Source organism: Pantoea eucrina (assembly GCF_001691555.1).
Taxonomy (GTDB): Bacteria; Pseudomonadota; Gammaproteobacteria; order Enterobacterales; family Enterobacteriaceae; genus Pantoea; species Pantoea borealis.
This window is the reverse complement of the sequence record NZ_MAYN01000008.1, coordinates 583,128-606,979: the sequence shown is the minus strand read 5'-3', so window position 1 is coordinate 606,979 and position 23,852 is coordinate 583,128. Positions and strand designations below refer to the sequence as shown.

The window sequence follows — 23,852 nt, the reverse complement described above, 5'->3', positions numbered from 1 at the left end:
TTGTCCTGAAACCGAGTTCAGGCGGGTAATGACGAGCGTACGTTCTCTGTTAACAGAGAGGCGGCGTCATCAGAGACAGAACAACTTCAGGGCCAAAGACAAGAGTCGTACCGGTGCTGGAAGCTGTGTAGTTGCCTGGTTGCCTGCATAAAAGGTTGCAGAGCAAAAAAAGAGATAACACATTGTTATGTCGATACGAAGCGGTAAAGTGCTTCGAATAATAAATTATACTTAATCATTTTTACGCTTTAAATGGAAATGTTTTCGTGCAAAACATCATATTTTTTGCTCAATAAGCCCTTTTAACCCCTCCGGTAACACCAGGGTCAAATTTTGACCATCTGGTTTGTAAACTTATTTGGAGCAAAAAAGTTATATAAAAAACGCTCTTTACCCGCCAGTGTTGCACTCGCAAGCACGGTTACCTGCGCAATTTCTATGCTAAGTCTTCGCATAAGAATGCAGATATTGCCGCTGCGCCATGCATGGGTTAACACCCATTGAATAAAACATCATCATTTAGCAAGATACGCTTAACTGTTTCATTGCGCAGCTAATCATTAGCATAGAAAGCATCCCTTATTGTTCTTATGACAGATTTGCCGATAGCGCCGCTGCCAGAAGCAAACCACATTGCCATCTTCCGACATAATAGTCTTTTAAATAAAGCACAAGCAGTCATAAAAACCAATCTAATCGATATACCGCCTTAATTAAACTACTCTGGCCGTGAATCTGTCTCAATCACGCCAAAAGCCACTGCCGCCCTTCTTTTGTTATCACGAGAAGAGTAAATTGGGCTGGTTTTAACTGGGTGGCGGGTTAAAGGACTCTGCCCGAAAAGGCGGCAACGATGAATTTCCAAATTGATAAATCCGGTAAGCTGGAAAATGTCTGTTACGACATTCGCGGACCGGTACTAAAAGAAGCAAAGCGACTCGAAGAAGAAGGCAATAAGGTTCTCAAACTTAATATTGGTAACCCTGCGCCATTTGGTTTTGAAGCACCCGATGAAATTCTGGTCGATGTTATACGTAACCTGCCGGGTGCGCAGGGCTACTGCGATTCAAAGGGGCTTTACTCTGCTCGTAAAGCCATCATGCAGCACTATCAGGCGCGTGATATGCGCGATGTTACCGTTGAAGATATCTATATCGGTAATGGCGTATCAGAGCTGATCGTGCAGGCGATGCAGGCGCTGCTCAATAGCGGCGATGAAATGCTGGTGCCGGCACCGGATTATCCGCTGTGGACGGCAGCCGTTTCGCTCTCCAGTGGTAAAGCAGTACATTATCGCTGCGATGAGTCGGCGGGCTGGTTTCCGGATCTGGATGATATCCGCAGCAAAATCACACCGCGCACGCGCGGCATTGTGATTATTAACCCCAATAACCCCACCGGCGCGGTTTACAGTAAAGAGCTGCTCATGGAGGTTGTGGAAATTGCGCGTCAGCATAACCTGATCATCTTTGCTGACGAAATTTACGACAAGATCCTCTATGACGATGCCCAACATCATTCGATCGCGGCGCTGGCCCCCGATCTACTGACGGTAACCTTTAACGGTTTATCCAAGACCTATCGCGTAGCCGGTTTCCGTCAGGGATGGATGGTATTAAACGGACCGAAAAAACACGCAAAAGGCTATATTGAAGGCCTGGAAATGCTTGCCTCTATGCGCCTGTGTGCCAACGTGCCTGCTCAGCATGCGATTCAGACAGCGCTGGGAGGCTACCAGAGTATCAGTGAGTTTATCGCTCCTGGCGGGCGGCTCTACGAGCAACGTCAGCGTGCCTGGGAGTTGATTAACGACATTCCCGGCGTAAGCTGCGTTAAACCGCAGGGCGCGCTTTACATGTTCCCGCGTATTGATCCGAAGAAATTTAATATTTATGACGATCAGAAAATGGTACTCGACTTTCTGCTGCAGGAAAAAGTACTGCTGGTACAGGGTTCTGCGTTCAACTGGCCTCATCCGGATCACGTGCGTATTGTCACACTACCCCGGGTAGACGATCTGGAAATGGCGATCGGCAAATTTGGCCGTTTTCTGCAGGGCTATCGGCAGTAAGTCATCGTCTGCTGCAGCCTGTCAGGCCATTAACCTGTCATTTACCTGGCTGCAGTCAGGTATATACTGTATGCATTCCGGGGAGGGGTTTCCTCCCCGTTGTGCTGACAGGATGCTGTAATGACTCAAAGCCACTTTTTCGCTCACCTCTCCCGCCTGAAACTCATCAATCGCTGGCCGCTGATGCGCAACGTGCGCACGGAAAACGTCTCTGAACACAGCCTGCAGGTCGCTATGGTGGCGCATGCGCTGGCCGTGATCAAAAATCTGAAATTTGCGGGTGAACTCAATCCCGATCGTATTGCGATGCTGGCGCTCTACCATGATGCCAGTGAAGTGCTGACCGGCGATCTGCCGACGCCGGTAAAGTATTACAACGCGCAAATTGCGCATGAATACAAAAAAATTGAGAAGATTGCGCAGCAAAAGCTGATTGAGATGCTGCCGCCGGAACTGCAGGAAGCGTACCGTCCGCTGATCGATGAACACCACTATAGTGCTGCTGAACAGGCTGTGGTTAAGCAGGCAGACGCGCTCTGCGCCTACCTGAAATGCCTTGAAGAGCTTTCCGCGGGTAACCATGAATTTTCACTGGCTAAGACGCGGCTGGAGAAAACCCTGACCGAACGGCGCTCACCGGAAATGGACTATTTTATGGAGGTGTTCGTTCCGAGTTTTAACCTGTCACTGGATGAGATTTCACAGGACACCCCGCTCTGAGCGAGCGGGCAGGGTTCAGGCGCGCAGGCTCAGCGTAAAAGTTCCGGTACCGTTCTGCGTAATGTTTAACGTACGCAGGTCAGGTACATTAAACATCACCTGGCTCAGACCGGGCGTGTCCGCTGCCGGATTAACAGCAATGACTGCACTGCCCGCGGCAAGGCCTGCTGCAATACCTGCGGGCGCATCCTCCACCACCACACATTCAGACGGGTGCAAGCCCAGACGCTCTGCGCCCAGCAAATAGGGCTCCGGATCGGGCTTACCGTGCCGGATGTCATTGGCTGTTATAAACACGGCTGGCAGGGGGAGTCCAGCAGCGCGATGCCGGGCATGTGCAACCGGCACAGAACCGGAAGTAACAATCGCCCAGGGGATATTCTGCTCATTGAGCTGCATTAGCAGCGCACGGGCGCCGGCTATCTCCTGTACACCCTGCGTATCAGTGGCTTCCTGTTGTTCCAGCCAGTGAAATTCTGCCTGAATGGCTGCCTCACTCTCTCCCTGCATAAAATGACGCAGAGAGTCGATAGCGGGTTTGCCGTGAATGTAATTCAGTACCGCATCAGCGGCGATTGCATGGCGTTCGCCCCACTGCGTCCAGCAGCGATTCACTGCCGGCAGCGAATCCACCAGCGTGCCATCCAGGTCAAACAGAAATCCTTTGAAATTCACCTGCTGCTCCTTGTCCGGTTTTACAACATTAAAGGTCATCCAGAAAAGTGCGATCGAGCTGTCTGAACGCACGTTTCAGCACATCTGCCAGCGCCTGATAAGTGGGTTTTCCCTCTACCGGTGCAATCGCCTGCCCCGCCTCTTCCAGTTTGCTGCGGACTTCATTGAACCACTGCAGCAGCGCAGGCGGTAGCGGTGTACCGGCTCGTTTGCCCAGCCACCATAGTCCCTGCATCGGCAGGCTGCAGGCAAACAGGGCAGTAGCAATTGCCGGCCCCAGCTGCCCGCCTAATGCAATCTGCCACGTCAGGGTAAATATGGCCAGCGGCGGCATAAAACGGATGGCAAAACGGGTCGCCGTAACGACCCGGTTTTCCGGAAACACGGGTGCCAGACGTTTATCCGCAGGCCAGGTTTTCATGTAGTGTTGCCCGCGCTGGAATAAGCCGAACCAGCCCGGATTGCCTGCGTCATTCGCCATTATGCACCTCAACTAATACTGCATTATTTAAAAAAAATTTATAACTACACAACTTTACGTGACATCCTTCAAAACATTTTGTTTTTGCAGGTGACAGTGGGTATTCTGACGCCGTTTTCAGTAACATTACCGGAAGCTGCCGCCTGATTAAAGCACAGCCAGAGCCAGGTATTGCTACAGCGCTTTCAAAAAATCGCGTAAAATTAACGAAATTTTTTTGCGTGTCGTTTTCTTTTTAGCTGGCGCATGATGTTAATCATAAATCGCCCCGCTTTCATGGGCTACGCTGTTAGTCTGATTGCGTTATTTTTAGCCACTATTTAACAAATAGGTACTTCCATGTCGACGAAGTTAGTACTGGTTCTGAACTGCGGCAGTTCTTCTCTCAAATTTGCTATCCTCAATCCAGCTACCGGCGATGAGTACCTGTCGGGGCTGGCTGAATGTTTCCACCTGCCGGAAGCACGTATTAAATGGAAGCTGGAAGGCAGTAAGCAGGAAGCCCCACTGGGTGCGGGCGCAGCCCACAGCGAGGCACTGAACTTCATCGTTAACTCTATTCTGGCACAAAAACCAGAGCTTTCGGCACAAATCGCTGCAATCGGTCACCGTATCGTACATGGTGGTGAGCGGCTGACCCGGTCCGTCATTATCGACGAAGCGGTGATTCAGGGGATTAAAGATGCCTCGTCATTTGCCCCGCTGCATAATCCGGCCCATCTGATCGGCATTGATGAAGCGATGAAAAACTTTCCGCATCTCTCAGATAAGAATGTGGCGGTTTTCGATACGGCTTTCCATCAGACAATGCCTGAAGAGTCTTATCTCTATGCGCTGCCTTATCATCTCTATCGCGAACATGGCGTACGCCGCTACGGTGCTCACGGCACCAGCCACTACTATGTTACGCAGGAAGCGGCAAAACTGCTGAACAAGCCAGTCAGCGAGCTGAATATCATTACCTGCCATCTTGGCAATGGCGGCTCTGTTTCGGCTATTCGCAACGGCCAGTGTGTTGATACTTCTATGGGCCTGACGCCACTTGAAGGTTTAGTCATGGGCACCCGCAGCGGTGACATTGATCCGGCCATTGTTTTCTTCCTGCACGATGCACTGGGTATGAGCGTTGATGCGATCAACAAGCTGCTGACCAAAGAGTCAGGGCTGCTGGGTCTGACGGAAGTAACCAGCGACTGCCGCTACGTTGAAGATAACTATGCGACTAAAGATGATGCAAAGCGTGCGATGGATGTTTTCTGCCATCGCCTGGCCAAATATATCGGCAGCTATACGGCGCTAATGGATGGTCGCCTGGATGCAGTTATCTTTACCGGCGGTATTGGCGAAAATGCTGCTCTGGTACGCGAACTGGCCCTGGGCAAACTGGGTCTGCTGGGCTTTGACCTTGATCACGAGCGCAATCTGGCTGCCCGCTTTGGCAAATCCGGCTTTATTAATAAAGACGGCACCCGCCCTGCACTCGTCATCCCGACTAATGAAGAGCTGGTGATTGCGCAGGATGCCGCGCGTCTGACGGCCTGATCCCTTTCTTCTCCGTCAGCTCAGGCTGACGGAGCGATTTTGACACCCTGTAACACCGCGAGGTTTTTAACGTGTCACGTACAATTATGCTTATCCCCACCGGCACCAGCGTCGGCCTGACCAGCGTCAGCCTTGGCGTGATCCGCGCAATGGAACGCAAAGGCGTGCGCCTGAGTGTTTTCAAGCCCATTGCTCAGCCGCGCGCCGGTGGTGACAGACCGGACCAGACGACCACCATTATTCGTAAGAACTCCGCTATTCCTGCCGCTGAACCGCTGCAGATGTCACGCGTTGAGTCACTGCTGGGTTCAAACCAGCAGGATGTACTGATGGAAGAGATCATTGCCAACTACCACGCCACGGCCAGAGAAGCAGAGGTGGTGCTGGTCGAAGGTCTGGTGCCGACACGTAAGCATCAGTTCGCTTCGGCGCTCAACTACGAGATCGCCAAAACGCTGAACGCAGAGATTGTTTTTGTGATGGCGCTGGGCAATGACTCGCCGGCTCAGTTAAAAGAGCGTATTGAGCTAAGCCAGAGCAGCTTTGGCGGCAGTAAAAACAAAAACATCACAGGCGTTATCATCAACAAGCTGAATGCTCCGGTTGATGAGCAGGGTCGTACCCGGCCCGATCTGTCAGAGATTTTTGATGACTCCTCTAAAGCCAGCGTAGCCAACATCGACCCGAAACAGCTGTTTGCTAACAGCCCGTTGCCGGTACTGGGCTGTGTACCGTGGAGCTTTGACCTGATCGCCACACGCGCCATTGATATGTGTCGCCACCTCAATGCGGATATCATCAACGAAGGTGAAATCGAGACGCGTCGCGTTAAGTCCGTGACCTTCTGCGCACGCAGCATCCCGCACATGCTGGAGCATTTTCGTCCCGGCTCGCTCCTGGTAACCTCAGCCGATCGCCCTGATGTGCTGGTTGCCGCCTGTCTGGCGGCGATGAACGGGATTGAAATTGGTGCCATTCTGCTGACCGGTGGCTATCAGATTGAAGCGCCTATTGCCCGCCTGTGTGAACGCGCTTTCCAGACTGGTCTGCCGGTATTCATGGTGAAAACCAACACCTGGCAAACTTCGCTGAGCCTGCAGAGCTTCAACCTGGAAGTACCCGCTGATGATATGCAGCGTATTGAAAAAGTGCAGGAGTATGTTGCCGGCTTTATCAACGCCGACTGGGTTGAGTCGCTGACCGCCACTTCCGAGCGCAGTCGTCGCCTGTCGCCTCCTGCTTTCCGCTATCAGCTCACCGAACTTGCACGCAAAGCGGGCAAACGTATTGTACTGCCGGAAGGAGATGAACCGCGCACAGTCAAAGCCGCGGCAATCTGTGCCGAACGCGGCATCGCCACCTGCGTACTGCTGGGAAATCCGGATGAGATCCAGCGCGTGGCTGCAGCTCAGGGCGTAGAGCTGGGCACCGGCATTGAAATTGTCGATCCGGAAGTGGTGCGCGGAAACTATGTGCCGCGCCTGGTTGAGCTGCGTAAAAGCAAAGGCATGACGGAAGTCGTAGCGGAAGAGCAGCTGGAAGACAATGTGGTGCTGGGCACCATGATGCTGGAGAGCGGAGAAGTGGACGGTCTGGTCTCCGGTGCGGTGCATACCACGGCCAATACTATTCGTCCGCCGCTGCAGCTGATCAAAACCGCGCCCGGCAGCTCGCTGGTTTCATCCGTGTTCTTTATGCTGCTGCCGGAACAGGTACTGGTCTATGGCGACTGCGCCATCAACCCGGATCCGAACCCGGAACAGCTGGCCGAAATCGCCATTCAGTCTGCAGATTCCGCCAGCGCCTTTGGTATCGATCCGCGCGTAGCGATGATCTCTTACTCAACCGGCAACTCCGGTGCGGGCAGCGATGTCGAAAAAGTACGTGAAGCCACCCGTATTGCGCAGGAAAAGCGCCCCGATCTGGTCATCGATGGTCCGCTGCAATATGACGCGGCCATTATGGAAGATGTCGCCAGGTCTAAAGCGCCCAATTCGGCGGTTGCCGGACGCGCCACGGTGTTTATTTTCCCGGATCTCAATACCGGTAACACTACGTACAAAGCGGTGCAGCGCTCTGCCGATCTGATCTCTATCGGCCCGATGCTGCAGGGCATGCGTAAACCGGTCAATGACCTGTCACGCGGTGCGCTGGTGGATGATATCGTGTATACCATCGCCCTGACGGCGATTCAGTCGCAGCAGGCGGAAGGGTAATCTCCCCCTTCGCTGCTCAGGTATAAAAAAAGCATGCGCCTGGCGCATGCTTTTTTTCGCCTGTCGCAGATGCAGCCGTCAGCTTTCGCTGTTTTGCTTGCTGCGTGCTGCATCACTGTTGCGGCTCAGCCACAGCGACAGCGCTTTCAGGGAATCGTCGGTGAACTCATCGCAGCGCGCGGTGATCTCTTCCGGCGTCATCCAGAAAATCTCATCGACTTCGCTCTCCTGCATCGCAAACGGCCCGTGGGAAACACAGCTGAACAGCCCGCCCCAGACGCGACAGTGCTGATCTTCAAAGTAGAACTTACCGTGTTCAGCAAACGGCACCGCCGCGATCCCCAGCTCCTCTTCCGCTTCGCGTCGTGCAGATTCGAGCATCTCTTCTCCGCTCTGGACGACGCCGCCCGCGGTGGCATCCAGCATGCCCGGCATGAAATCTTTAGTCTCTGTGCGACGCTGTACCAGGATCTTGCCCATACCATCATGTACCACGATATAGGTGGCGCGATGGCGCAGACACTGTGCCCGCATCTGTGCCCGGCTGGCCTGCGCAATCACTTCGTTCTCTTCGCTGACGATATCGACCCACTCAATAGCGTCGTCTGCCGTTTGATCCACCATCCGTAACCCTTTTGACGTTTCAGCGTGCGCGGCACGCGTCGTTTTTTTATTGCTTTATCAGAATGCGCGTAAGGTAAAGCGTTCTTATCACTGTCGCAAGCGCTTAGCGTGCTTTGCCCGACTCCGGCAGCCTCAGCATGAGCAACAGGGGTGCCACATCTTTACCGACTTTTTCATCTTAAGGCAATAATCTGCTGGTCGGATCTTTGCCTCGCCGGCAGCCGCAATACCACTTTTTCCATTACGCTGCAGGCGCTGTCACACTCACTCTCCGCTTCTCTTCTATGCTCAATGCTGAGCAGATAATCATTTACAGGGAGGCTCACGATGCAATTACTGATTACCGGCGGCACCGGATTAATTGGCCGTCACCTGATCCCGCGGCTGCTGCAGCTCGGGCATCAGGTGAATGTGGTGACGCGTGATGTGGCCGCAGCGCGGGAACACCTGGATGAGCGCGTCAGGCTCTGGTCAGGGCTTAATCAGCAGTCCGACCTTAATGGCATAGAAGGCGTGATTAATCTGGCTGGCGAACCCATCGCCGACAAGCGCTGGAGCGCCAGTCAGAAGCAGCAGCTGTGCGAAAGCCGCTGGCAAATCACCGAACAGCTGGTTTCACTGATTCATGCCAGCAGTACGCCTCCTGCGTTTCTCATCTCCGGTTCCGCCACGGGTTTTTATGGCGACAGCGGCGAGGTCATCGTGACCGAAGAGGATCCCGGCCAGGATGAGTTTACCCATACGCTGTGCGCGCGCTGGGAGCAGCTGGCGCTCAACGCAGAGAGCGATCAGACCCGGGTCTGCCTGCTGCGCACCGGCGTGGTGCTGGCGCGTCAGGGCGGCGCGCTGGAGAAGATGAAGCTGCCCTTCCGCCTTGGCGTGGGCGGGCCGATTGGCAGCGGCAAGCAGTATCTGCCGTGGATCCACATCGATGACATGATTGATGCCATTATCTGGCTGATGGATCATCAGGCACTGCGCGGTCCGTTTAATATGGTTGCTCCCTATCCGGTACGTAACGAACAGTTTGCCGCCACGCTGGGGCAGGTAATGCACCGGCCCGCCTTTATGCGTACGCCGGCGGCCGCGATTAAGCTGATGATGGGGGAGTCGGCGGTGCTGGTGCTGGGCGGACAGCATGTGCTGCCTAAACGGCTGGAGGCGTCAGGTTTTACCTTTCGCTGGTACGATTTACAGCAGGCGCTGCAGGATGTCGCGGGCTGATTAATGCGGGAGCCTGCGCTCCCGCCGCTTCAGGCTATTTCAGTGAGCCTTTCAGGAACTGCTGCAGACGCGGACTCTTTGGATTGCCAAACAGCTCATCAGGCGTCCCCTCTTCCTCAATTTTCCCCTGATGCAGAAAAATCACATGGTTCGAGACGTGGCGGGCAAACTCCATCTCATGCGTGACCACCACCATGGTTTTCCCCTCTTCTGCCAGCTTCTGCATAATACGCAGGACTTCGCCTACCAGCTCGGGGTCGAGCGCTGAAGTCGGTTCATCAAACAGCAGCACTTCCGGTTCCATTGCCAGCGCGCGGGCAATCGAGACGCGCTGCTGCTGGCCGCCAGAGAGGTGTACCGGATACTTTGCCCGCGCGCGCGCATCAATCCCGACTTTATCCAGATACTTGATCGCCCGCTCGCGCGCTTCCGCCTTGCTCAGACCCAGCACCTGAATGGGCGCTTCAGTCACGTTATCCAGCACCGTCATATGGCTCCAGAGATTGAAGTGCTGAAACACCATGGTGAGGCGCGTGCGCAGCGAGCGCAGCTGCTCTTTATTCGCCACTTTCAGCTGGCCGTCGGTATCACGCACCAGCGCAATCTGTTCATTATTAACGGCTATAGCACCTTCGCTCGGCTTTTCGAGGAAGTTAATACAGCGTAAAAAGGTACTTTTCCCGGAGCCGGATGAGCCAATAATGCTGATCACATCGCCGGCATTGGCCCGCAGTGATACGCCTTTCAGAACTTCGTGTTCACCGTAACGCTTGTGCAGTTCGGCAACCTGTAATTTATTTTCAGCCATAGTGATACTCAGTGCGACGAAGAGGGTTTCACATGTGCCAGAAAGCGGCGTTCCGCAAGGCGGAACAGGCTAATCAGCACATAAGAGATAATCAGATAGAGCACTGCAGCGAGCCCAAACGCGGTAAACGGCTGATAAGTGGCCGAGTTGATATCGCGCGCGATTTTCAGCAAATCCGGCACGGTCGCGGTAAACGCCAGCGCGGTAGAGTGCAGCATCAGGATCACTTCATTGCTGTATGCAGGCAGCGCGGTACGCAGCGCTGACGGCAGAATAATGCAGCGGTAAAGCTTTACGGTCGAAAAACCATAGGCGCGCGCGGCTTCAATTTCACCGTGTGGCACGGCGCGGATAGCGCCCGCAAAAATTTCAGTGGTGTAAGCACAGGTATTCAGCGTAAACGCCAGCAGCGTACAGTTCAGCCCGCTGCGGAAAAACGCATTCAGCAGCTCAGAACCTTTTACTACTTCCAGCGTATACATGCCGGAATAGAACACCAGCAGCTGTACATAGAGCGGCGTGCCGCGAAACACATAGGTAAACAGCCAGACCGGTGTTGAGATAAACCGGTTGGGCGAGACGCGGGCGATGGCCAGGATCACGGCCAGGCAGCCGCCGATGACCACAGAAAGGATAAGAAGCCACAGCGTGATGGCCACACCGGTGAAGCGATAACCATCGGTCCAGAGCAGTTGTTTCCAGTATTCCTGAATAATTTCAATCATAATTCTGCCCTTTTTACCCCGACCGAGTAGCGGCGCTCAAGCCACCACAGCACGCCATTGGACAGCGTGGTAAACACCAGATAGATCACCCCTGCCACAATGGCGAAATAGAACGGCTGCCAGGTACTCTTGCCCGCCAGCTGCGTCGCTTTAACCACATCCTCCAGCCCCAGCAGTGACACCAGTGCGGTCGCCTTGAGGATCACCTGCCAGTTGTTTCCGATACCGGGCAGCGCAAAACGCATCATGGCCGGAAACAGAATGCGCCGGAACGTCTGGGAGCCGGTAAAACCAAATGCGGTGGCCGCTTCAATCTGCCCCTTTGGCACCGCCAGAAACGCGCCGCGAAAGGTTTCAGTAAAGTATGCGCCATAGATAAAACCGAGCGTGATAATACCGGCCACCATCGGGTCGATATCAAACTGCGTCAGGCCCAGCGCGTCAGTTACCGCGTTGAGCGCAATCTGCAGCCCGTAAAAGATCAGCAGCATCAGCACCAGATCCGGCACGCCACGGATCAGGGTAGTGTACCCTTCCGCGATGATTGCCAGCGGCCGGCTGCGTGACAGTTTGGCACCCGCCCCGAGCAGGCCAAGGATAACCGCCAGCAGCACGGCGCTCAGTGCCAGCTCCAGCGTCACCAGCGTGCCTTTGAGAATGACTTCAGAATAGCCATACAACATGATTTCGATCCTGTCGTGAGAGGAAAATAACACACGCTGCCCGGTAAATAGCGGACAGTCCTGACCAGGGATATGAATCACGGAAGGATAGCGGCAAGCGTATGAACCCCGGGAGTTTACATAAGTAAGCGCCCGGAGTGAATAGTTATGGCCCCGGTTCCTGTCACTCTGCCCGCAGTATCAGGAAACAGGTCAATCAGTCACCGTAGACGTTGAAATCAAAATATTTTTTCGCAATTTTGTCGTAGGTACCATCTTTGCGCATCTCATTGAACGCCTTGTCGATGGCGGCTTTGAGATCGCTGTCATCTTTGCGCAGCCCCATGCCGGTGCCTACACCAAAAATTTTGTCATCTTTAACCGCCGGGCCGGCAAAGGCGTAATTTTTGCCTACCGGCTGCTTCAGGAAGCCTTCGCTCGCCTGCACTTCATCCTGGAATGCGGCGTCAATGCGACCGGCGTTCAGATCCTGATAAACCAGATCCTGATTCGCATACGGTGTCACGGTAACGCCCTTTGGCCGCCAGTATTGATTAGCGTAAGTTTCCTGCGTGGTGCCCTGCAGCAGACCGATATTTTTGCCTTTCAGGGAGTCAATCGTTGGCTGCAGCGGAGAGCCTTTTGCCGCCACCAGGCGGGCATTCGCCGCATAAAGTTTTTCCGAGAAGCCAATCTCTTCCTGACGCTTTTCGGTAATAGAGAGTGACGAGATAATGGCATCAATTTTTTTCGCTTTCAGCGACGGGATGAGCGCATCGAAATCACTTTCCACATAGGTACATTTGGTCTGGATACGCTTGCAAATCTCATTGGCAAGGTCGATATCAAAACCAACCAGCTGGCCCTGGGCATTTTTTGACTCAAACGGCGGGTAAGTGGGATCGGTCCCGATGCGCAGCGACTGCGGTACGGCGGCAAAAACGCTGGCGGTGCCGGTCATTGCCAGCAGCAGGGAGAGAGCCAGAACTCGCTTTTTCATAGTTTACCCTCAAGTGACGTGCTTATTGTTATGTGGTGTGATGTGTGTTTTGCGCTGAATAGATTGCAGTTTTCATGCCAGGTCTCAAAGCTGGCGATGCAGCATGCAGGTGCGCTAACGAGCGCGTCGTAACGGGACGCAGACAATTCGTTATGAAGGGAATATAACAGCGGGATGCGGAAGAAAAAGCGAGTTTGCTAACTTTTAGTGCAGATTATGCACGAAGAGTGATCAACACCGCGAATTTGCACATCCATTGTGCAGCGCTCCACGTTTATGCGCCATTCCAGCGCATAAACAGATCTTCCGGCAGCGTAATATCAAACTGATCCACGACGCGATTCACCGTCTGGTCAACCAAATCCTCAATGCGCTGCGGCCGGTGATAAAACGCCGGCACCGGCGGCATTATCATCGCACCCAGTTCAGCCGCCGTGGTCATCATGCGCAGATGCCCGACGTGCAGCGGCGTTTCGCGTACGCACAGCACCAGACGACGCTGCTCTTTCAGCACGACATCCGCGGCGCGCGTCAGCAGACTGTCACTGTAGCTGTGTACAATGCCAGAGAGGGTTTTCATTGAGCACGGCAGGATCACCATACCCAGCGTTTTAAACGAGCCGGAAGAGATACTTGCCCCGATATCCCGCACGTCATGCACCACGCTGGCAAGCGCCTGTACATCCCGCACGCTGTAGTCGGTTTCCAGCGCCAGCGTCTGGCGCGCAGCCGGGCTCATCACCAGATGGGTTTCCACTTCGGGCACCGATTGCAGCACCTGCAGCAGCCGCACGCCGTAGATCGCGCCGCTGGCGCCGGAAAGACCAATGATGAGACGTTTCATAACTCTGCCTTACTCTGTTCAGAAGCGGCAATGATAGCCTGCCCCAGGCAAAAATGCGCTGGCGCACGGTGAAAAAGCGCAAAACAGACGGGGCAGGCTTGCGCCTGCCCCGTCTGTCTGCCGGATAAAAGCCCAATCAGCCTTCGTTATGTATCTCCAGCCCTTCCACTTCATTCTGCCGCTGCAGTGCTTTGGCATCGTCGTTGCGCAGTGACTGCAGATATTCCAGGTATTGCTGATCCACATCCTTCGTGACATAGACGCCGTTGAACACAGAGCACTCAAACTGTTCAATGTCCGGATTCTCTTCGCGTACCGCCTCAATCAGATCGTTCAGATCCTGGAAGATCAGCGCGTCAGCCTTGATCAGCTGACGGATCTCTTCCACTTCACGGCCGTGTGCAATCAGCTCAGTGGCGCTGGGCATATCGATACCATAGACGTTCGGAAAACGGATCTCCGGTGCGGCCGATGCAAGGTAAACCCGTTTAGCTCCCGCCTCGCGCGCCATCTCAATAATCTGTTCAGAGGTCGTACCGCGTACGATAGAGTCATCCACCAGCAGCACATTTTTATCGCGGAACTCGGCACGGTTGGCGTTGAGTTTACGGCGAACGGCGCTGCGGCGCAGATGCTGGCCCGGCATAATAAAGGTGCGGCCCACATAGCGGTTTTTCACAAACCCCTGCCGATAAGGCTTATTCAGAATGCGCGCAATCTCCAGCGCGGTATCGGTCGAGGTTTCCGGAATTGGAATGACTACGTCGATATCGAGATCTTCCCACTCACGGGCAATTTTTTCACCGAGTTTGGTGCCCATGCGCACGCGCGCGCTATAGACGGAAATCTTGTCGAGGAAAGAGTCCGGGCGGGCAAAATAGACGTATTCAAACAGGCAGGGATTGCTTTTCGGATCCTCAGCGCACTGGCGGGTCGAAAGCTGGCCCTGCTCGGTGATATACACCGCTTCACCCGGCGCTACGTCACGAATGAACTCAAATCCCAGCGTATCCAGCGCCACACTCTCTGAGGCAACCATATACTCCGTGCGGCCATCCTGCATAGCGCGCTTGCCGAGCACCAGCGGGCGAATACCGTTGGGATCGCGAAACGCCACCATGCCGTGACCGATAATCATCGCCACTACGGCGTAAGCGCCACGCACCTGCTGATGCACTGCCGCTACCGCTGCAAAAATGGTCTCAGCATCCAGTGGGTAGTGCTGAAAACGATCCAGCTCCTGCGCAAAGATGTTGAGCAGGATCTCTGAATCGGAGGTGGTGTTAACGTGACGGCGTCCGGTCTCAAACAGCTGTTTACGCAGCTCGTGCGCATTGGTGAGATTGCCGTTATGCGCCAGCGTAATACCGTAAGGGGAGTTAACGTAAAACGGCTGCGCTTCAGAGGCGCTGGAGCTGCCAGCGGTAGGGTAACGCACGTGGCCGATACCGATATTGCCCTGCAAACGCTGCATGTGGCGCGCTTCAAACACGTCGCTGACCAGGCCATTTGCTTTGCGCAGACGGAAGCAGTTCAGCGCATCGATAGTACAAATGCCGGCGGCATCCTGTCCGCGGTGCTGCAGCACCGTTAACGCGTCATAGATCGACTGGTTTACTGGCATAAAACCGGTGATACCAACAATACCGCACATATTGTCATTTCCTCATTAGCCGCACTCCCGATGGTGTCACCGGGGTAAAAAACTGGACGTGCTTTTCAGGTAATCAAAAAACCACCTGATGATATAACTGAACTGGGGAATGAGCTGAGACTGTTGCCAGTCCGGGCTTTTCGAAAAGCCGGTGAATGTATCAAGGAAGAAAAGAATGGCGGAAACAATCAGCACGCCACGCAACGCCCCGAAACAGACCCCCAACACCCTGTCGGTTCCCGACAAGCCGGTTTTCTCAACCAGCGAGCCGATCACATAGTTCACGATGGCACCCACAATCAGGGTGGCAACGAACAACACCGCAATTGCGATGCCGTTGCGAACCAGTTCGTCGTTAAAACCTGTAAACCAGACTGCCAGGTAGGCGTAGTAATGACTGGCGACAAAAAACGCGCATCCCCAGGTAACAAGAGATAAGGCTTCCCGGACAAACCCGCGAATCAGGCTGACCAGAGCCGAAAAACCAACTACCGCAATAATGACGTAATCAATCCAGATCATGAACGCTTCCAGTACAGTGCTTCGCACCCCTGCATCCAGTTCGGGGCGCATTCTAACAGAAAAAGAAAACGTTTGCGTAGCCTTTTCCCGTTCACAGTGATGAAAAAGGGCGAGGAAAAATAATTTCTTCGCCCGCGACTAATAACAGTATTTAATTGACTGATTTAACAGTTAATTTACTACTTTTACTGCCACTTTGAATGCAATAAGCCACGCCTGTTACTGCTATCGGCGTGGCTTATCAGCCTGTCAGTGCACGCTATAGGGTTTAACCACCCCGCCCAGACCGGAAACGCTCTGCAGTTCGCTCAGCGAACTCTGCAGTTTCGCTTTGGACGCGTCAGGACCGACATAAATACGGGTAATCTGACCCTGCACCGGTGATGACGGCACGGTAAAGGCGCGATAGCCAGAGAGCCGCAGCTTCGCCACAATCTCATCGACTTTCGCCGCATTTTTCAGTGCGCCAAGCTGCACCACATACGCCTGCCCCGCTGGCGCGCTGGCTGGCTTCTGCGTTTCTGCCGGCTTGCTCTGCTCCGCTGCTTTTGGCTGCTCTGCAGGTTTCGGCGTCTCCACCGGCTTCGGCTTCGGTTGTTCCACCGGCTTCGGCCTGCTCTGCTCCACCGTTTTAGGCTTCGTCTGTTCAGCGGGTTTTTGCTGGGTTCGGGGCGGCGTCTGCTGATGCACCGCCGGTGGCGTCACGACGCTTGGCTGGCTGTTCTGCACCGGCTGCGCGCTGCCGCTGACGGCCGGATTTTGTGCTGCCTGGCTGGCCGCTGACTGCTGTGCGGCGCCGGCACCTTCCGGCGGCTGCGACGGCAGCGGCTGCGTAACCGGCGGCACCATTTCGCTATCCTGCTGATCGTCAGGCTTCGGCACCAGCGGAATCGCTGCAAACTCTTCTTTGTAATGCTTTTTCTTACCGTCCAGCAGGCCCGGCAGCACAATGACGCCAATCGCTACCAGGATCACCGTGCCCACTAACCGATTTTGAAACTTACTCGCCACTGCCGTTCTCCGCTGCCATCAATTCCATAACCTGTGCTACGGTGTGAAACGAACCACACACCAGAATCACATCCTCCCGGCTGGCCTGCGCACGCGCTGCCTGCCACGCCGCATCGACGCTGGCATACGCCGTACCGCGCTCCAGATGTGCAAGCAGCTCTTCCGCCGATGCGCCACGCGGGCCTGCCAGCGGCGCGCAATACCAGTGCGTCACCTGCGGTGCCAGCGCTGCGAGCGTACCGGCAATATCTTTGTCGTGCAGCATACCCGCTACCGCATGAATGCTTCCGCCTGCGGGCAGTGCCGCCAGGCGCGACGCCAGCCAGGCGGCCGCGTGCGGATTGTGCGCCACATCCAGAATCACCTGCGGCGCGTGGCTGACAGTCTGAAAGCGGCCCGCCAGCATTGCCTGCGGCAGATGCGTACGGATGATGGCATCAGAGACATGCAGACCCGACGCCCGTAACGCAGCCAGCGCCGTGGCCGCGTTCGGCAGCGGCACCTGCGGCAGCGGCAGATCGCGCAGTTCACCCTGCGCATCCTGCAGCATCCAGCTATCATCAGAGCGCTGCCACTGCCAGTCGCGATTGATCTGGTGCAGCACGGCACCGTTTTCTGCGGCAACGGCGGCGATGGTTGCCGGCATCTCCGCTTCGCCTACTATGGCAGGTTTGCCGGCGCGGAAAATACCTGCTTTTTCCCGCCCGATACTCTCGCGGTCGGGGCCGAGCCAGTCTGTGTGATCGAGTGCAATACTGGTGATCACTGCGACATCAGTATCAACAATGTTGGTGGCATCAAGACGGCCACCCAGTCCGACTTCAAGGATCACCACGTCAAGGTTCGCCTGGCGGAACAGATTAAGCGCAGAGAGCGTGCCAAATTCAAAATAGGTCAGCGAGGTATCACCGCGCCCCGCTTCGATTTCAGCAAAGCTGGCGCTGTGCTGCGCCTCTGGCAGCTCCGCGCCCTGCACGCGCACGCGCTCGGTGTAGCGCACCAGATGGGGCGAACTGTAAACGCCTGTGCGGTAGCCTGCTGCCATCAGCAGCGTTTCCAGCATGCGGCAGGTGGTGCCTTTGCCGTTGGTTCCGGCAACGGTGAAGATAAAGGGAGCAGGTTTCAGCAGGTCAAGCTGAGCGGCAACGCGCTGAATACGATCCAGACCCAGTTCAATCGCCTGTGAGTGAAGATGCTCAAGATAGTGAAGCCACGTGGCCAGCGGCGACGTGCCCTGAGGAGGCTGATGCGTGTTCATGAGTCCCGTCTGTTGCGTGGTACAGCTCATCGTTCAGCGCAGCGGCGGAAAGAGAGGCCTGCGCGCGGCTGATGGCTATCAACAGGCAGGCACCGGCACAGCTGCTCACTGAAAATGGGATGTACGGAATGAAAGTAAAAAGGCGCATCGCTGCGCCTTTCGGTTGCCTGTCAGGCGTCGTTGCTTTCTGGTTCCACCACCACTGGCGGTTCGCCATCCAGCTGCGGAGCCGGCAGGTTCATCATTTTTGCCAGCAGGCTGGCCAGCTTAAAGCGCATTTCCGGACGACGGATGATCATGTCGATCGCGCCTTTTTCAATCAGAAATTCACTGCGCTGGAAGCCCGGCGGCAGCTTTTCACGTACCGTCTGCTCAATCACGCGTGGACCGGCAAAACCGATTAGCGCTTTTGGTTCTGCCACGTTGAGATCGCCCAGCATCGCAAAGCTGGCAGAGACGCCGCCCATGGTCGGATCGGTCAGCACGGAGATATAAGGCAGACCGCGTTCCTGCATTTTCGCCAGCGCCGCGCTGGTTTTTGCCATCTGCATCAGCGACTGCAGCGCTTCCTGCATACGCGCTCCGCCGCTGGCAGAGAAGCAGATCAGCGGGCAGTTATCTTCCAGCGCCTGCTCTACGGCACGCACAAAGCGTGCGCCCACTACCGAGCCCATTGAGCCGCCCATAAAGGCAAACTCAAATGCTGCTGCAACAACCGGCATGCCGTGCAGCTGGCCTTTCATGACGATCAGCGCATCTTTTTCGCCGGTGTCTTTCTGGGCCGCTACCAGACGATCCTTATACTTTTTGGAGTCGCGAAACTTGAGCAGATCTTTTGGCTCCAGTTCGCTTCCCAGCTCAACCATCGATCCTTCATCCATCAGGCTATGCAGACGCTCGCGCGCATGCATACGCATGTGGTGGTCGCACTTCGGGCAGACCTCAAGGTTGCGCTCCAGCTCGGCGCGGTAGAGCACCTGACCACAGCTGTCGCACTTGGTCCACACCCCTTCCGGGATGCTGGCTTTGCGCGTAGGCGTCGTGGTGCTTTTATTCAGTATGCGTTCAATCCAGCTCATTGATGACCTTTCTGTTTAATGCTGACCTGGTCCAGTCTTTTCGTTACTGCTGAAATCACCTTCAGCAGGCCGTAAATGTCGCTCATTAAACCACAACCTGTTCACGCTGTGGATAAAAATATGGTGGCGCGCTTACTGCGATTTCTGCTGACGCGCCTGACGGCGATGGCGCCATACTTCAATCACGCCTGGCAGTACCGATACCACGATAATGCCGACAATCAGCAGTTTGAGATTCTCCTGTACCACCGGCAGATCGCCAAACAGATAGCCGGCATAGGAGAACAGCAGCACCCATAACAGCGCGCCCGTGACGTTGAAGAGCGCAAAGTGGCGATAGGACATGTGCCCCATACCCGCCACGAAGGGGGCAAAGGTTCGCACGATTGGCACAAAGCGCGCAAGTATAATGGTTTTGCCGCCGTGACGATCGTAGAACGCATGGGTTTTATCAAGATAGCTGCGGCGGAAGATTTTTGACTGCGGATTACTGAACAGTTTCTCACCGAACAGACGGCCAATGGTGTAGTTCACCGCATCGCCGAGAATGGCGGCGATAACCAGCAGCGTGACCATCAGATGCACGTTTAAATCGTTGCCCGGTAATGCAGCAAGTGCGCCTGCCACAAACAGCAGCGAATCACCCGGCAGAAATGGCGTCACCACCAGGCCGGTCTCGCAAAACAGGATCAGGAACAGGATGGCGTAGATCCAGATGCCATACTGCGCCACCAGTTCGGCCAGGTGCACATCAATGTGCAGAATAAAATCGACAACAAAATGGATAAACTCCATACCAGCTAACTCCCTGACACCCTATGGTTAAAAATTAATCTGCGAGGAATAGTGGTCCCGGCGCAGGCTGTGGTAACGCAAAATGCGATGGGTAATCCACCGCTACCAGATATAACCCTTCTGCTTTGGCGGTTGCCGCTGCCAGCGTGCGATCTTTCGCCGCCAGCAGATCTGCTATCCAGCTCTCCGGCTGATTGCCGTTGCCGACTTCTATCAGGCTGCCAACGATGTTACGCACCATATGGTGCACAAAAGCATTAGCTTTAATATCGACAATGACAAACGCGCCCTGCCGCGTCACGTTCAGATGCATCACGTTGCGCCACGGCGTGCGCGACTGACACTGCACAGCACGAAACGAGGTAAAATCATTCTCGCCCAGCAGATGCTGGCCGGCACGCTGCATCTTCTCTGCATCAAGCGGATGGTAGTAGTGCGTCAGCCCGTTGCCGAGAATAGCCGGGCGCAGCCGCTGGTTATAAATCACATAGCGGTAGCGTCGCGCGGTCGCGCTGAAGCGCGCGTGAAAGCTCTCCGGCACCGCTTTTACCCAGCGTACGGCGATATCATCCGGTAGATTGGCATTGACCCCCAGCGTCCAGGCGCTGTCAGCGCGCCGTGAAGTGGTTTCAAAATGCACTACCTGACCGGTGCCGTGTACGCCTGCGTCGGTACGCCCGGCACAAAAAACGCTGACGTCATGGTTCGCTACTTTCGCCAGCGCTTTCTCCAGCTTCTCCTGCACGCTGCGTACTTCATTTTGCCGCTGCCAGCCATAGTAGCGGCTGCCGTCATACTCAATGCCCAGCGCCAGCTTCAGGATTGTCGCCTCCGCCTGCATCAGTAGAAATACTCCTGCACCAGCTTCTCCGCCGTTTTCACTGCCATCAGCGCGCCGCCAAAGCGTACGTTATCCGCCACCGACCAGAACTGCAGCAGCTCCGGAATGCCGTAGTCGTTGCGCAGGCTGCCAATGCTCAGCACTTCATTACCGGAGGCATCACCGACCTGCGTCGGGTAATCCCCCTCTTCGCTCAGGCTGATATCTTCCGCACGCGCCAGTTCATCACGCGCCTCTTCGGCAGAAAGCGGACGCAGATTTTCCAGATAGACGATTTGCGCATTGCCGTAAAACACCGGCGCCTGCACGCTGCTGACGGCAATCGGCAGTCCCTCATCCTGCAGTACTTTACGCACCTGCTCCACGACGCGACGTTCACTTGCCACGCTGCCGCTGCTGTCCGCCTGCTGCGGCAGCAGGTTAAATGCCAGCTGACGGCCAAAATAGTGTTCGTCAGGCGGAATGCCATTCAGCAGGCGCGCACTCTCGCCTGCCAGTCCATCCACGGCAGCTTTGCCCTGGCTGGATACCGACAGCAGGTTTGTTACCTGAATGCGGCTCAGTCCGGCGGTTTCAACCAGTGGCTTGATGGCACATAACAGCTGGCTTACCAGCGCATCTGCCACGCTGATGATATTACGGTTACGGTAGTCCGCCAGTACCTGCGGGTTCACATCCGGTACCACCAGCGGCACATCCGGCTCCAGCGCGAACAGATCGCTGCTGTCGATCACCAGGCATCCCTGGCTCGCCGCCTCTTCTGCGTAGCGGGCTGACGCCTCGCGACCGGCGGTGAAAAACGCCAGCTGCGCCTGGGTCCAGTCGAACTCAGCCGCATCCTGTACGCGCACCGAACGGCCGGCAAAACGCAGTGTTTCACCCGCGCTGTTTTCGCTTGCCAGCAGATGGATCTCACCAACCGGGAACTGGCGTTCCGCCAGCAGTTCCAGTACAGCGTTTCCTGTGGCGCCTGTTGCGCCCAGTAGCGCAATATTCCAGCCGTCAGACATGTTGGTTTACTCCAGACAATGACATAAAAACAGAAGGCGGTAATGATACCGCCTCATAATTCAGATTCGTTCCCGCTGTGCGCCGTGGCGCATCATTCCGGGAGAGAGGATGGCTACCCCTGCAGGCTGACGCGAAAGCCCAGCTGCTTCAGCATGCTGGCGCTGGCAGCGTTGTCGCAGATCACCTGCAGCGAAGACCACTCACGGCGCTCTTCATACTGCCGGCGCAGCCGGTCAAACTCGCCCGGCTGGCCTGCTGCTTTACGCAGCGGCGCGTCGTCGCGGCGCACATCATACACCAGGTGTGCCAGTCGTTTCAGCGTTGCCTGATCGAGTTCACCGTGCAGCGTGATGCTGCTGAACTCCGGCGGCGGCAGCAGACTCTCCAGCGCCACCTGCTGCGGCTGGCCGATAAACGCGCTCCAGGCTTCAAAGACCTGCGTCGTGCCACGCGCTTTGCCCTCCAGCGTGTAGCCTGCGATATGGGCGGTGGCGATATCCACGCGCGCCAGTAAATCGAGACTGAGATCGGGTTCCGGCTCCCATACATCCAGTACCACGCGCAGATCGCCACGCATTTTCAGCACTTCCAGCAGCGCAGCGTTGTCAACCACCGGACCGCGGCAGGCGTTAATCAGAATGGTATCGGGCCGCAGCGCCATCAGCAGCGCCGCATCCGCCAGGTGCCAGCTTTTATAGCGCCCTTCTTTATTCAGCGGCGTATGAAAAGTCAGGATATCCGCCTGTGCCACCAGCATTTCCAGCGTATGAAACGGCCCGGTATCGCCACGATCGGCACGGGGCGGATCGCACAGCAGCGTTTTAACGCCCCAGGCTTCCAGTCGCGCCTGCAGACGGCTGCCGACGTTACCGACGCCCACGATGCCCACGGTGCGATCGCGCAGCGCAAAGCCGTCACGTTCAGCCAGCAGCAGCAGCGCAGAGAAGACATATTCCACCACGGCGATAGCGTTGCAGCCTGGTGCGGCAGAGAAGCCGATGCCGGCTGCCTGTAGCGAGGTCTGATCCACGTGATCGGTGCCCGCGGTGGCGGTGCCGACAAATTTTACCGGCGTGTCCGCCAGCAGCGCCGCACTAACCGGGGTCACTGACCGCACCATCAGCGCACTGGCATCACGCAGTTCCGCTTCCGGCAGCGGACGGCCCGGTACGGCGACCACCTCACCGGTACGGCTGAAGAGTTCACGGGCATAGGGCATGTTTTCATCAACGAGAATTTTCACGGCGGAAGTCCTGTCTGCGGGAAATGAACGCCGGCTAGTGTGCCACAAAGCCGCCGGTTAGCCTAACCGGCTGCGATAACGTTCCGGAGAGGTGCCTGACTGCTGCTGAAACATGACAATCAGCGCCGAGGCAGAGCTATAGCCGAGTTCATGGGCGATAGCCTGTACGCTCATGCCCTGCTCCAGCAGCGTAAGCGTGCGCAGGAAACGCAGCCGCTGCCGCCACTCGCTAAAGGACATTTTCAGCTGCTGCTGACAGCGCCGCGCCAGCGTGCGTTCGGTGGTAAACACGCGCTGCGCCCACTGCGCCAGCGTGGTGTTATCGCCGGGATTTGCCTCCAGCGCACGCAGCACCGGTGCAAGAAATTTATCCTCTGAGGCGGGCAGATAGCTGGTATGCACGGGTGCCTGGCGCAGACGATCCAGCAGCACGTCACACAGGCGCCACTCCGCCTCGCTCTGCGGCTGCGCCAGCGCGCGCTGCGCAAACTCATTCATAATGGCGTGCGTAATGGCATCTGCCGTCAGCAGGCAGGGGCGATCCGGCAGGCCGTTACAGAGTTCTGCCGCCAGATTCAGGGTGCGAAACTGTGCCTGACAGTGGTTATAGCTGCTGTGACGCTGGCCAGGGGGGATCCATACCGGCATCTCGGCCGGTGCCAGCAAACGTTCCCCTTCAATATCCAGCTCCAGTACATGACGGGTGACAAAAATTGCCTGCCCCCACGCATGCTGATGCGGCAGATATTCGGTGCGCGCATGCGTCTGCTCATAACGCATAAAAAGGCGCGGGGCGTCAGCCGGCGGGCAATAGGCAACCTGAATAGTCATTCTGTCCGGTCATTA

The 23,852-nt window shown here is 55.8% G+C and carries 23 protein-coding genes; 5 read left to right on the top strand and 18 right to left on the bottom strand.

The features are described 5' to 3' along the window. Positions 1 to 853: 853 nt before the first annotated feature. Both BBA90_RS09005 and yfbR read left to right on the top strand, forming a co-directional pair. The gene (locus BBA90_RS09005; protein ID WP_065648831.1) at positions 854 to 2,071 is read left to right on the top strand and encodes a pyridoxal phosphate-dependent aminotransferase; all 1,218 of its coding nucleotides are present in this window, start codon (positions 854 to 856) and stop codon (positions 2,069 to 2,071) included. Positions 2,072 to 2,191: 120 nt separating this feature from the next. Then, positions 2,192 to 2,791 carry a 5'-deoxynucleotidase gene (yfbR, locus tag BBA90_RS09000; protein ID WP_065648830.1) on the top strand — a complete coding sequence of 200 codons (600 nt, stop codon included), beginning with the start codon at positions 2,192 to 2,194 and terminating at the stop codon, positions 2,789 to 2,791. 15 nt (positions 2,792 to 2,806) lie between these two features. Here the strand turns inward: yfbR and BBA90_RS08995 are convergent, their stop codons facing one another. Together BBA90_RS08995 and yfbV are read right to left on the bottom strand one after the other, a co-directional pair. Continuing rightward, positions 2,807 to 3,466 (bottom strand): sugar phosphatase, encoded by a 660-nt coding sequence (locus BBA90_RS08995; protein ID WP_065650438.1) that lies wholly within the window; start codon positions 3,464 to 3,466, stop codon positions 2,807 to 2,809. 28 nt (positions 3,467 to 3,494) lie between these two features. Further along, positions 3,495 to 3,947, bottom strand: a complete 453-nt coding sequence (yfbV, locus tag BBA90_RS08990) for a terminus macrodomain insulation protein YfbV (RefSeq protein ID WP_065648829.1) — start codon at positions 3,945 to 3,947, stop codon at positions 3,495 to 3,497. A 339-nt stretch (positions 3,948 to 4,286) separates the two neighbouring features. Between yfbV and ackA the strand changes: the two genes are divergently transcribed. Both ackA and pta read left to right on the top strand, forming a co-directional pair. Then, positions 4,287 to 5,489: an acetate kinase gene (gene ackA / locus BBA90_RS08985; protein WP_065648828.1), complete on the top strand. Its 1,203-nt coding sequence runs from the start codon at positions 4,287 to 4,289 to the stop codon at positions 5,487 to 5,489. A 71-nt stretch (positions 5,490 to 5,560) separates the two neighbouring features. Further along, complete coding sequence (gene pta, locus BBA90_RS08980; RefSeq protein WP_075050727.1) at positions 5,561 to 7,705, top strand: phosphate acetyltransferase; 2,145 nt, start codon at positions 5,561 to 5,563, stop codon at positions 7,703 to 7,705. A gap of 78 nt (positions 7,706 to 7,783) precedes the next feature. On the opposite strand, the gene yfcD is transcribed toward pta, so the two are convergent. Continuing rightward, positions 7,784 to 8,329 (bottom strand): NUDIX hydrolase YfcD, encoded by a 546-nt coding sequence (gene yfcD / locus BBA90_RS08975; protein WP_039379079.1) that lies wholly within the window; start codon positions 8,327 to 8,329, stop codon positions 7,784 to 7,786. Positions 8,330 to 8,656: 327 nt separating this feature from the next. On the opposite strand from yfcD, the gene BBA90_RS08970 reads away from it, so the two are divergent. After that, on the top strand, positions 8,657 to 9,553 hold the full coding sequence (locus BBA90_RS08970) for a TIGR01777 family oxidoreductase (RefSeq protein ID WP_065648826.1): 897 nt from the start codon (positions 8,657 to 8,659) through the stop codon (positions 9,551 to 9,553). Between the two features lie 34 nt (positions 9,554 to 9,587). Here the strand turns inward: BBA90_RS08970 and hisP are convergent, their stop codons facing one another. The 15 genes from hisP to BBA90_RS08895 form a co-directional block, all read right to left on the bottom strand. After that, entirely contained in the window at positions 9,588 to 10,361 is a 774-nt protein-coding gene (gene hisP, locus BBA90_RS08965) for a histidine ABC transporter ATP-binding protein HisP (protein ID WP_039379092.1), read from the bottom strand. Between the two features lie 8 nt (positions 10,362 to 10,369). Further along, positions 10,370 to 11,086, bottom strand: coding sequence for an ABC transporter permease (locus BBA90_RS08960; RefSeq protein WP_065648825.1), 717 nt, complete (start codon positions 11,084 to 11,086; stop codon positions 10,370 to 10,372). Continuing rightward, complete coding sequence (locus BBA90_RS08955; RefSeq protein ID WP_065648824.1) at positions 11,083 to 11,769, bottom strand: histidine ABC transporter permease HisQ; 687 nt, start codon at positions 11,767 to 11,769, stop codon at positions 11,083 to 11,085. The genes BBA90_RS08960 and BBA90_RS08955 overlap by 4 nt, the downstream gene beginning before the upstream one ends. A gap of 196 nt (positions 11,770 to 11,965) precedes the next feature. Next, positions 11,966 to 12,748, bottom strand: coding sequence for a lysine/arginine/ornithine ABC transporter substrate-binding protein ArgT (argT, locus tag BBA90_RS08950; RefSeq protein WP_065648823.1), 783 nt, complete (start codon positions 12,746 to 12,748; stop codon positions 11,966 to 11,968). Between the two features lie 274 nt (positions 12,749 to 13,022). Then, positions 13,023 to 13,592, bottom strand: coding sequence for a UbiX family flavin prenyltransferase (locus BBA90_RS08945; protein ID WP_065648822.1), 570 nt, complete (start codon positions 13,590 to 13,592; stop codon positions 13,023 to 13,025). Between the two features lie 136 nt (positions 13,593 to 13,728). Further along, the gene (gene purF, locus BBA90_RS08940) at positions 13,729 to 15,246 is read right to left on the bottom strand and encodes an amidophosphoribosyltransferase (protein WP_065648821.1); all 1,518 of its coding nucleotides are present in this window, start codon (positions 15,244 to 15,246) and stop codon (positions 13,729 to 13,731) included. 36 nt (positions 15,247 to 15,282) lie between these two features. Beyond that, positions 15,283 to 15,768: a colicin V production protein gene (cvpA, locus tag BBA90_RS08935; protein ID WP_039379104.1), complete on the bottom strand. Its 486-nt coding sequence runs from the start codon at positions 15,766 to 15,768 to the stop codon at positions 15,283 to 15,285. A 249-nt stretch (positions 15,769 to 16,017) separates the two neighbouring features. After that, complete coding sequence (gene dedD / locus BBA90_RS08930; RefSeq protein WP_065648820.1) at positions 16,018 to 16,779, bottom strand: cell division protein DedD; 762 nt, start codon at positions 16,777 to 16,779, stop codon at positions 16,018 to 16,020. After that, on the bottom strand, positions 16,769 to 18,037 hold the full coding sequence (folC, locus tag BBA90_RS08925) for a bifunctional tetrahydrofolate synthase/dihydrofolate synthase (RefSeq protein WP_065648819.1): 1,269 nt from the start codon (positions 18,035 to 18,037) through the stop codon (positions 16,769 to 16,771). Before folC ends, dedD begins: the two co-directional genes overlap by 11 nt. 170 nt (positions 18,038 to 18,207) lie before the next feature. Then, positions 18,208 to 19,116: an acetyl-CoA carboxylase, carboxyltransferase subunit beta gene (gene accD, locus BBA90_RS08920; protein ID WP_039379111.1), complete on the bottom strand. Its 909-nt coding sequence runs from the start codon at positions 19,114 to 19,116 to the stop codon at positions 18,208 to 18,210. A 132-nt stretch (positions 19,117 to 19,248) separates the two neighbouring features. Beyond that, positions 19,249 to 19,911, bottom strand: coding sequence for a DedA family protein (locus BBA90_RS08915; protein ID WP_065648818.1), 663 nt, complete (start codon positions 19,909 to 19,911; stop codon positions 19,249 to 19,251). A gap of 34 nt (positions 19,912 to 19,945) precedes the next feature. Further along, positions 19,946 to 20,752 (bottom strand): tRNA pseudouridine(38-40) synthase TruA, encoded by an 807-nt coding sequence (gene truA, locus BBA90_RS08910; RefSeq protein ID WP_065648817.1) that lies wholly within the window; start codon positions 20,750 to 20,752, stop codon positions 19,946 to 19,948. Continuing rightward, the gene (locus BBA90_RS08905; protein ID WP_065648816.1) at positions 20,752 to 21,762 is read right to left on the bottom strand and encodes an aspartate-semialdehyde dehydrogenase; all 1,011 of its coding nucleotides are present in this window, start codon (positions 21,760 to 21,762) and stop codon (positions 20,752 to 20,754) included. The genes truA and BBA90_RS08905 overlap by 1 nt, the downstream gene beginning before the upstream one ends. A gap of 113 nt (positions 21,763 to 21,875) precedes the next feature. Further along, positions 21,876 to 23,006 (bottom strand): 4-phosphoerythronate dehydrogenase PdxB, encoded by a 1,131-nt coding sequence (pdxB, locus tag BBA90_RS08900; protein WP_065648815.1) that lies wholly within the window; start codon positions 23,004 to 23,006, stop codon positions 21,876 to 21,878. 57 nt (positions 23,007 to 23,063) lie between these two features. Continuing rightward, the gene (locus tag BBA90_RS08895) at positions 23,064 to 23,837 is read right to left on the bottom strand and encodes an AraC family transcriptional regulator (protein ID WP_065648814.1); all 774 of its coding nucleotides are present in this window, start codon (positions 23,835 to 23,837) and stop codon (positions 23,064 to 23,066) included. Positions 23,838 to 23,852 lie beyond the last annotated feature (15 nt).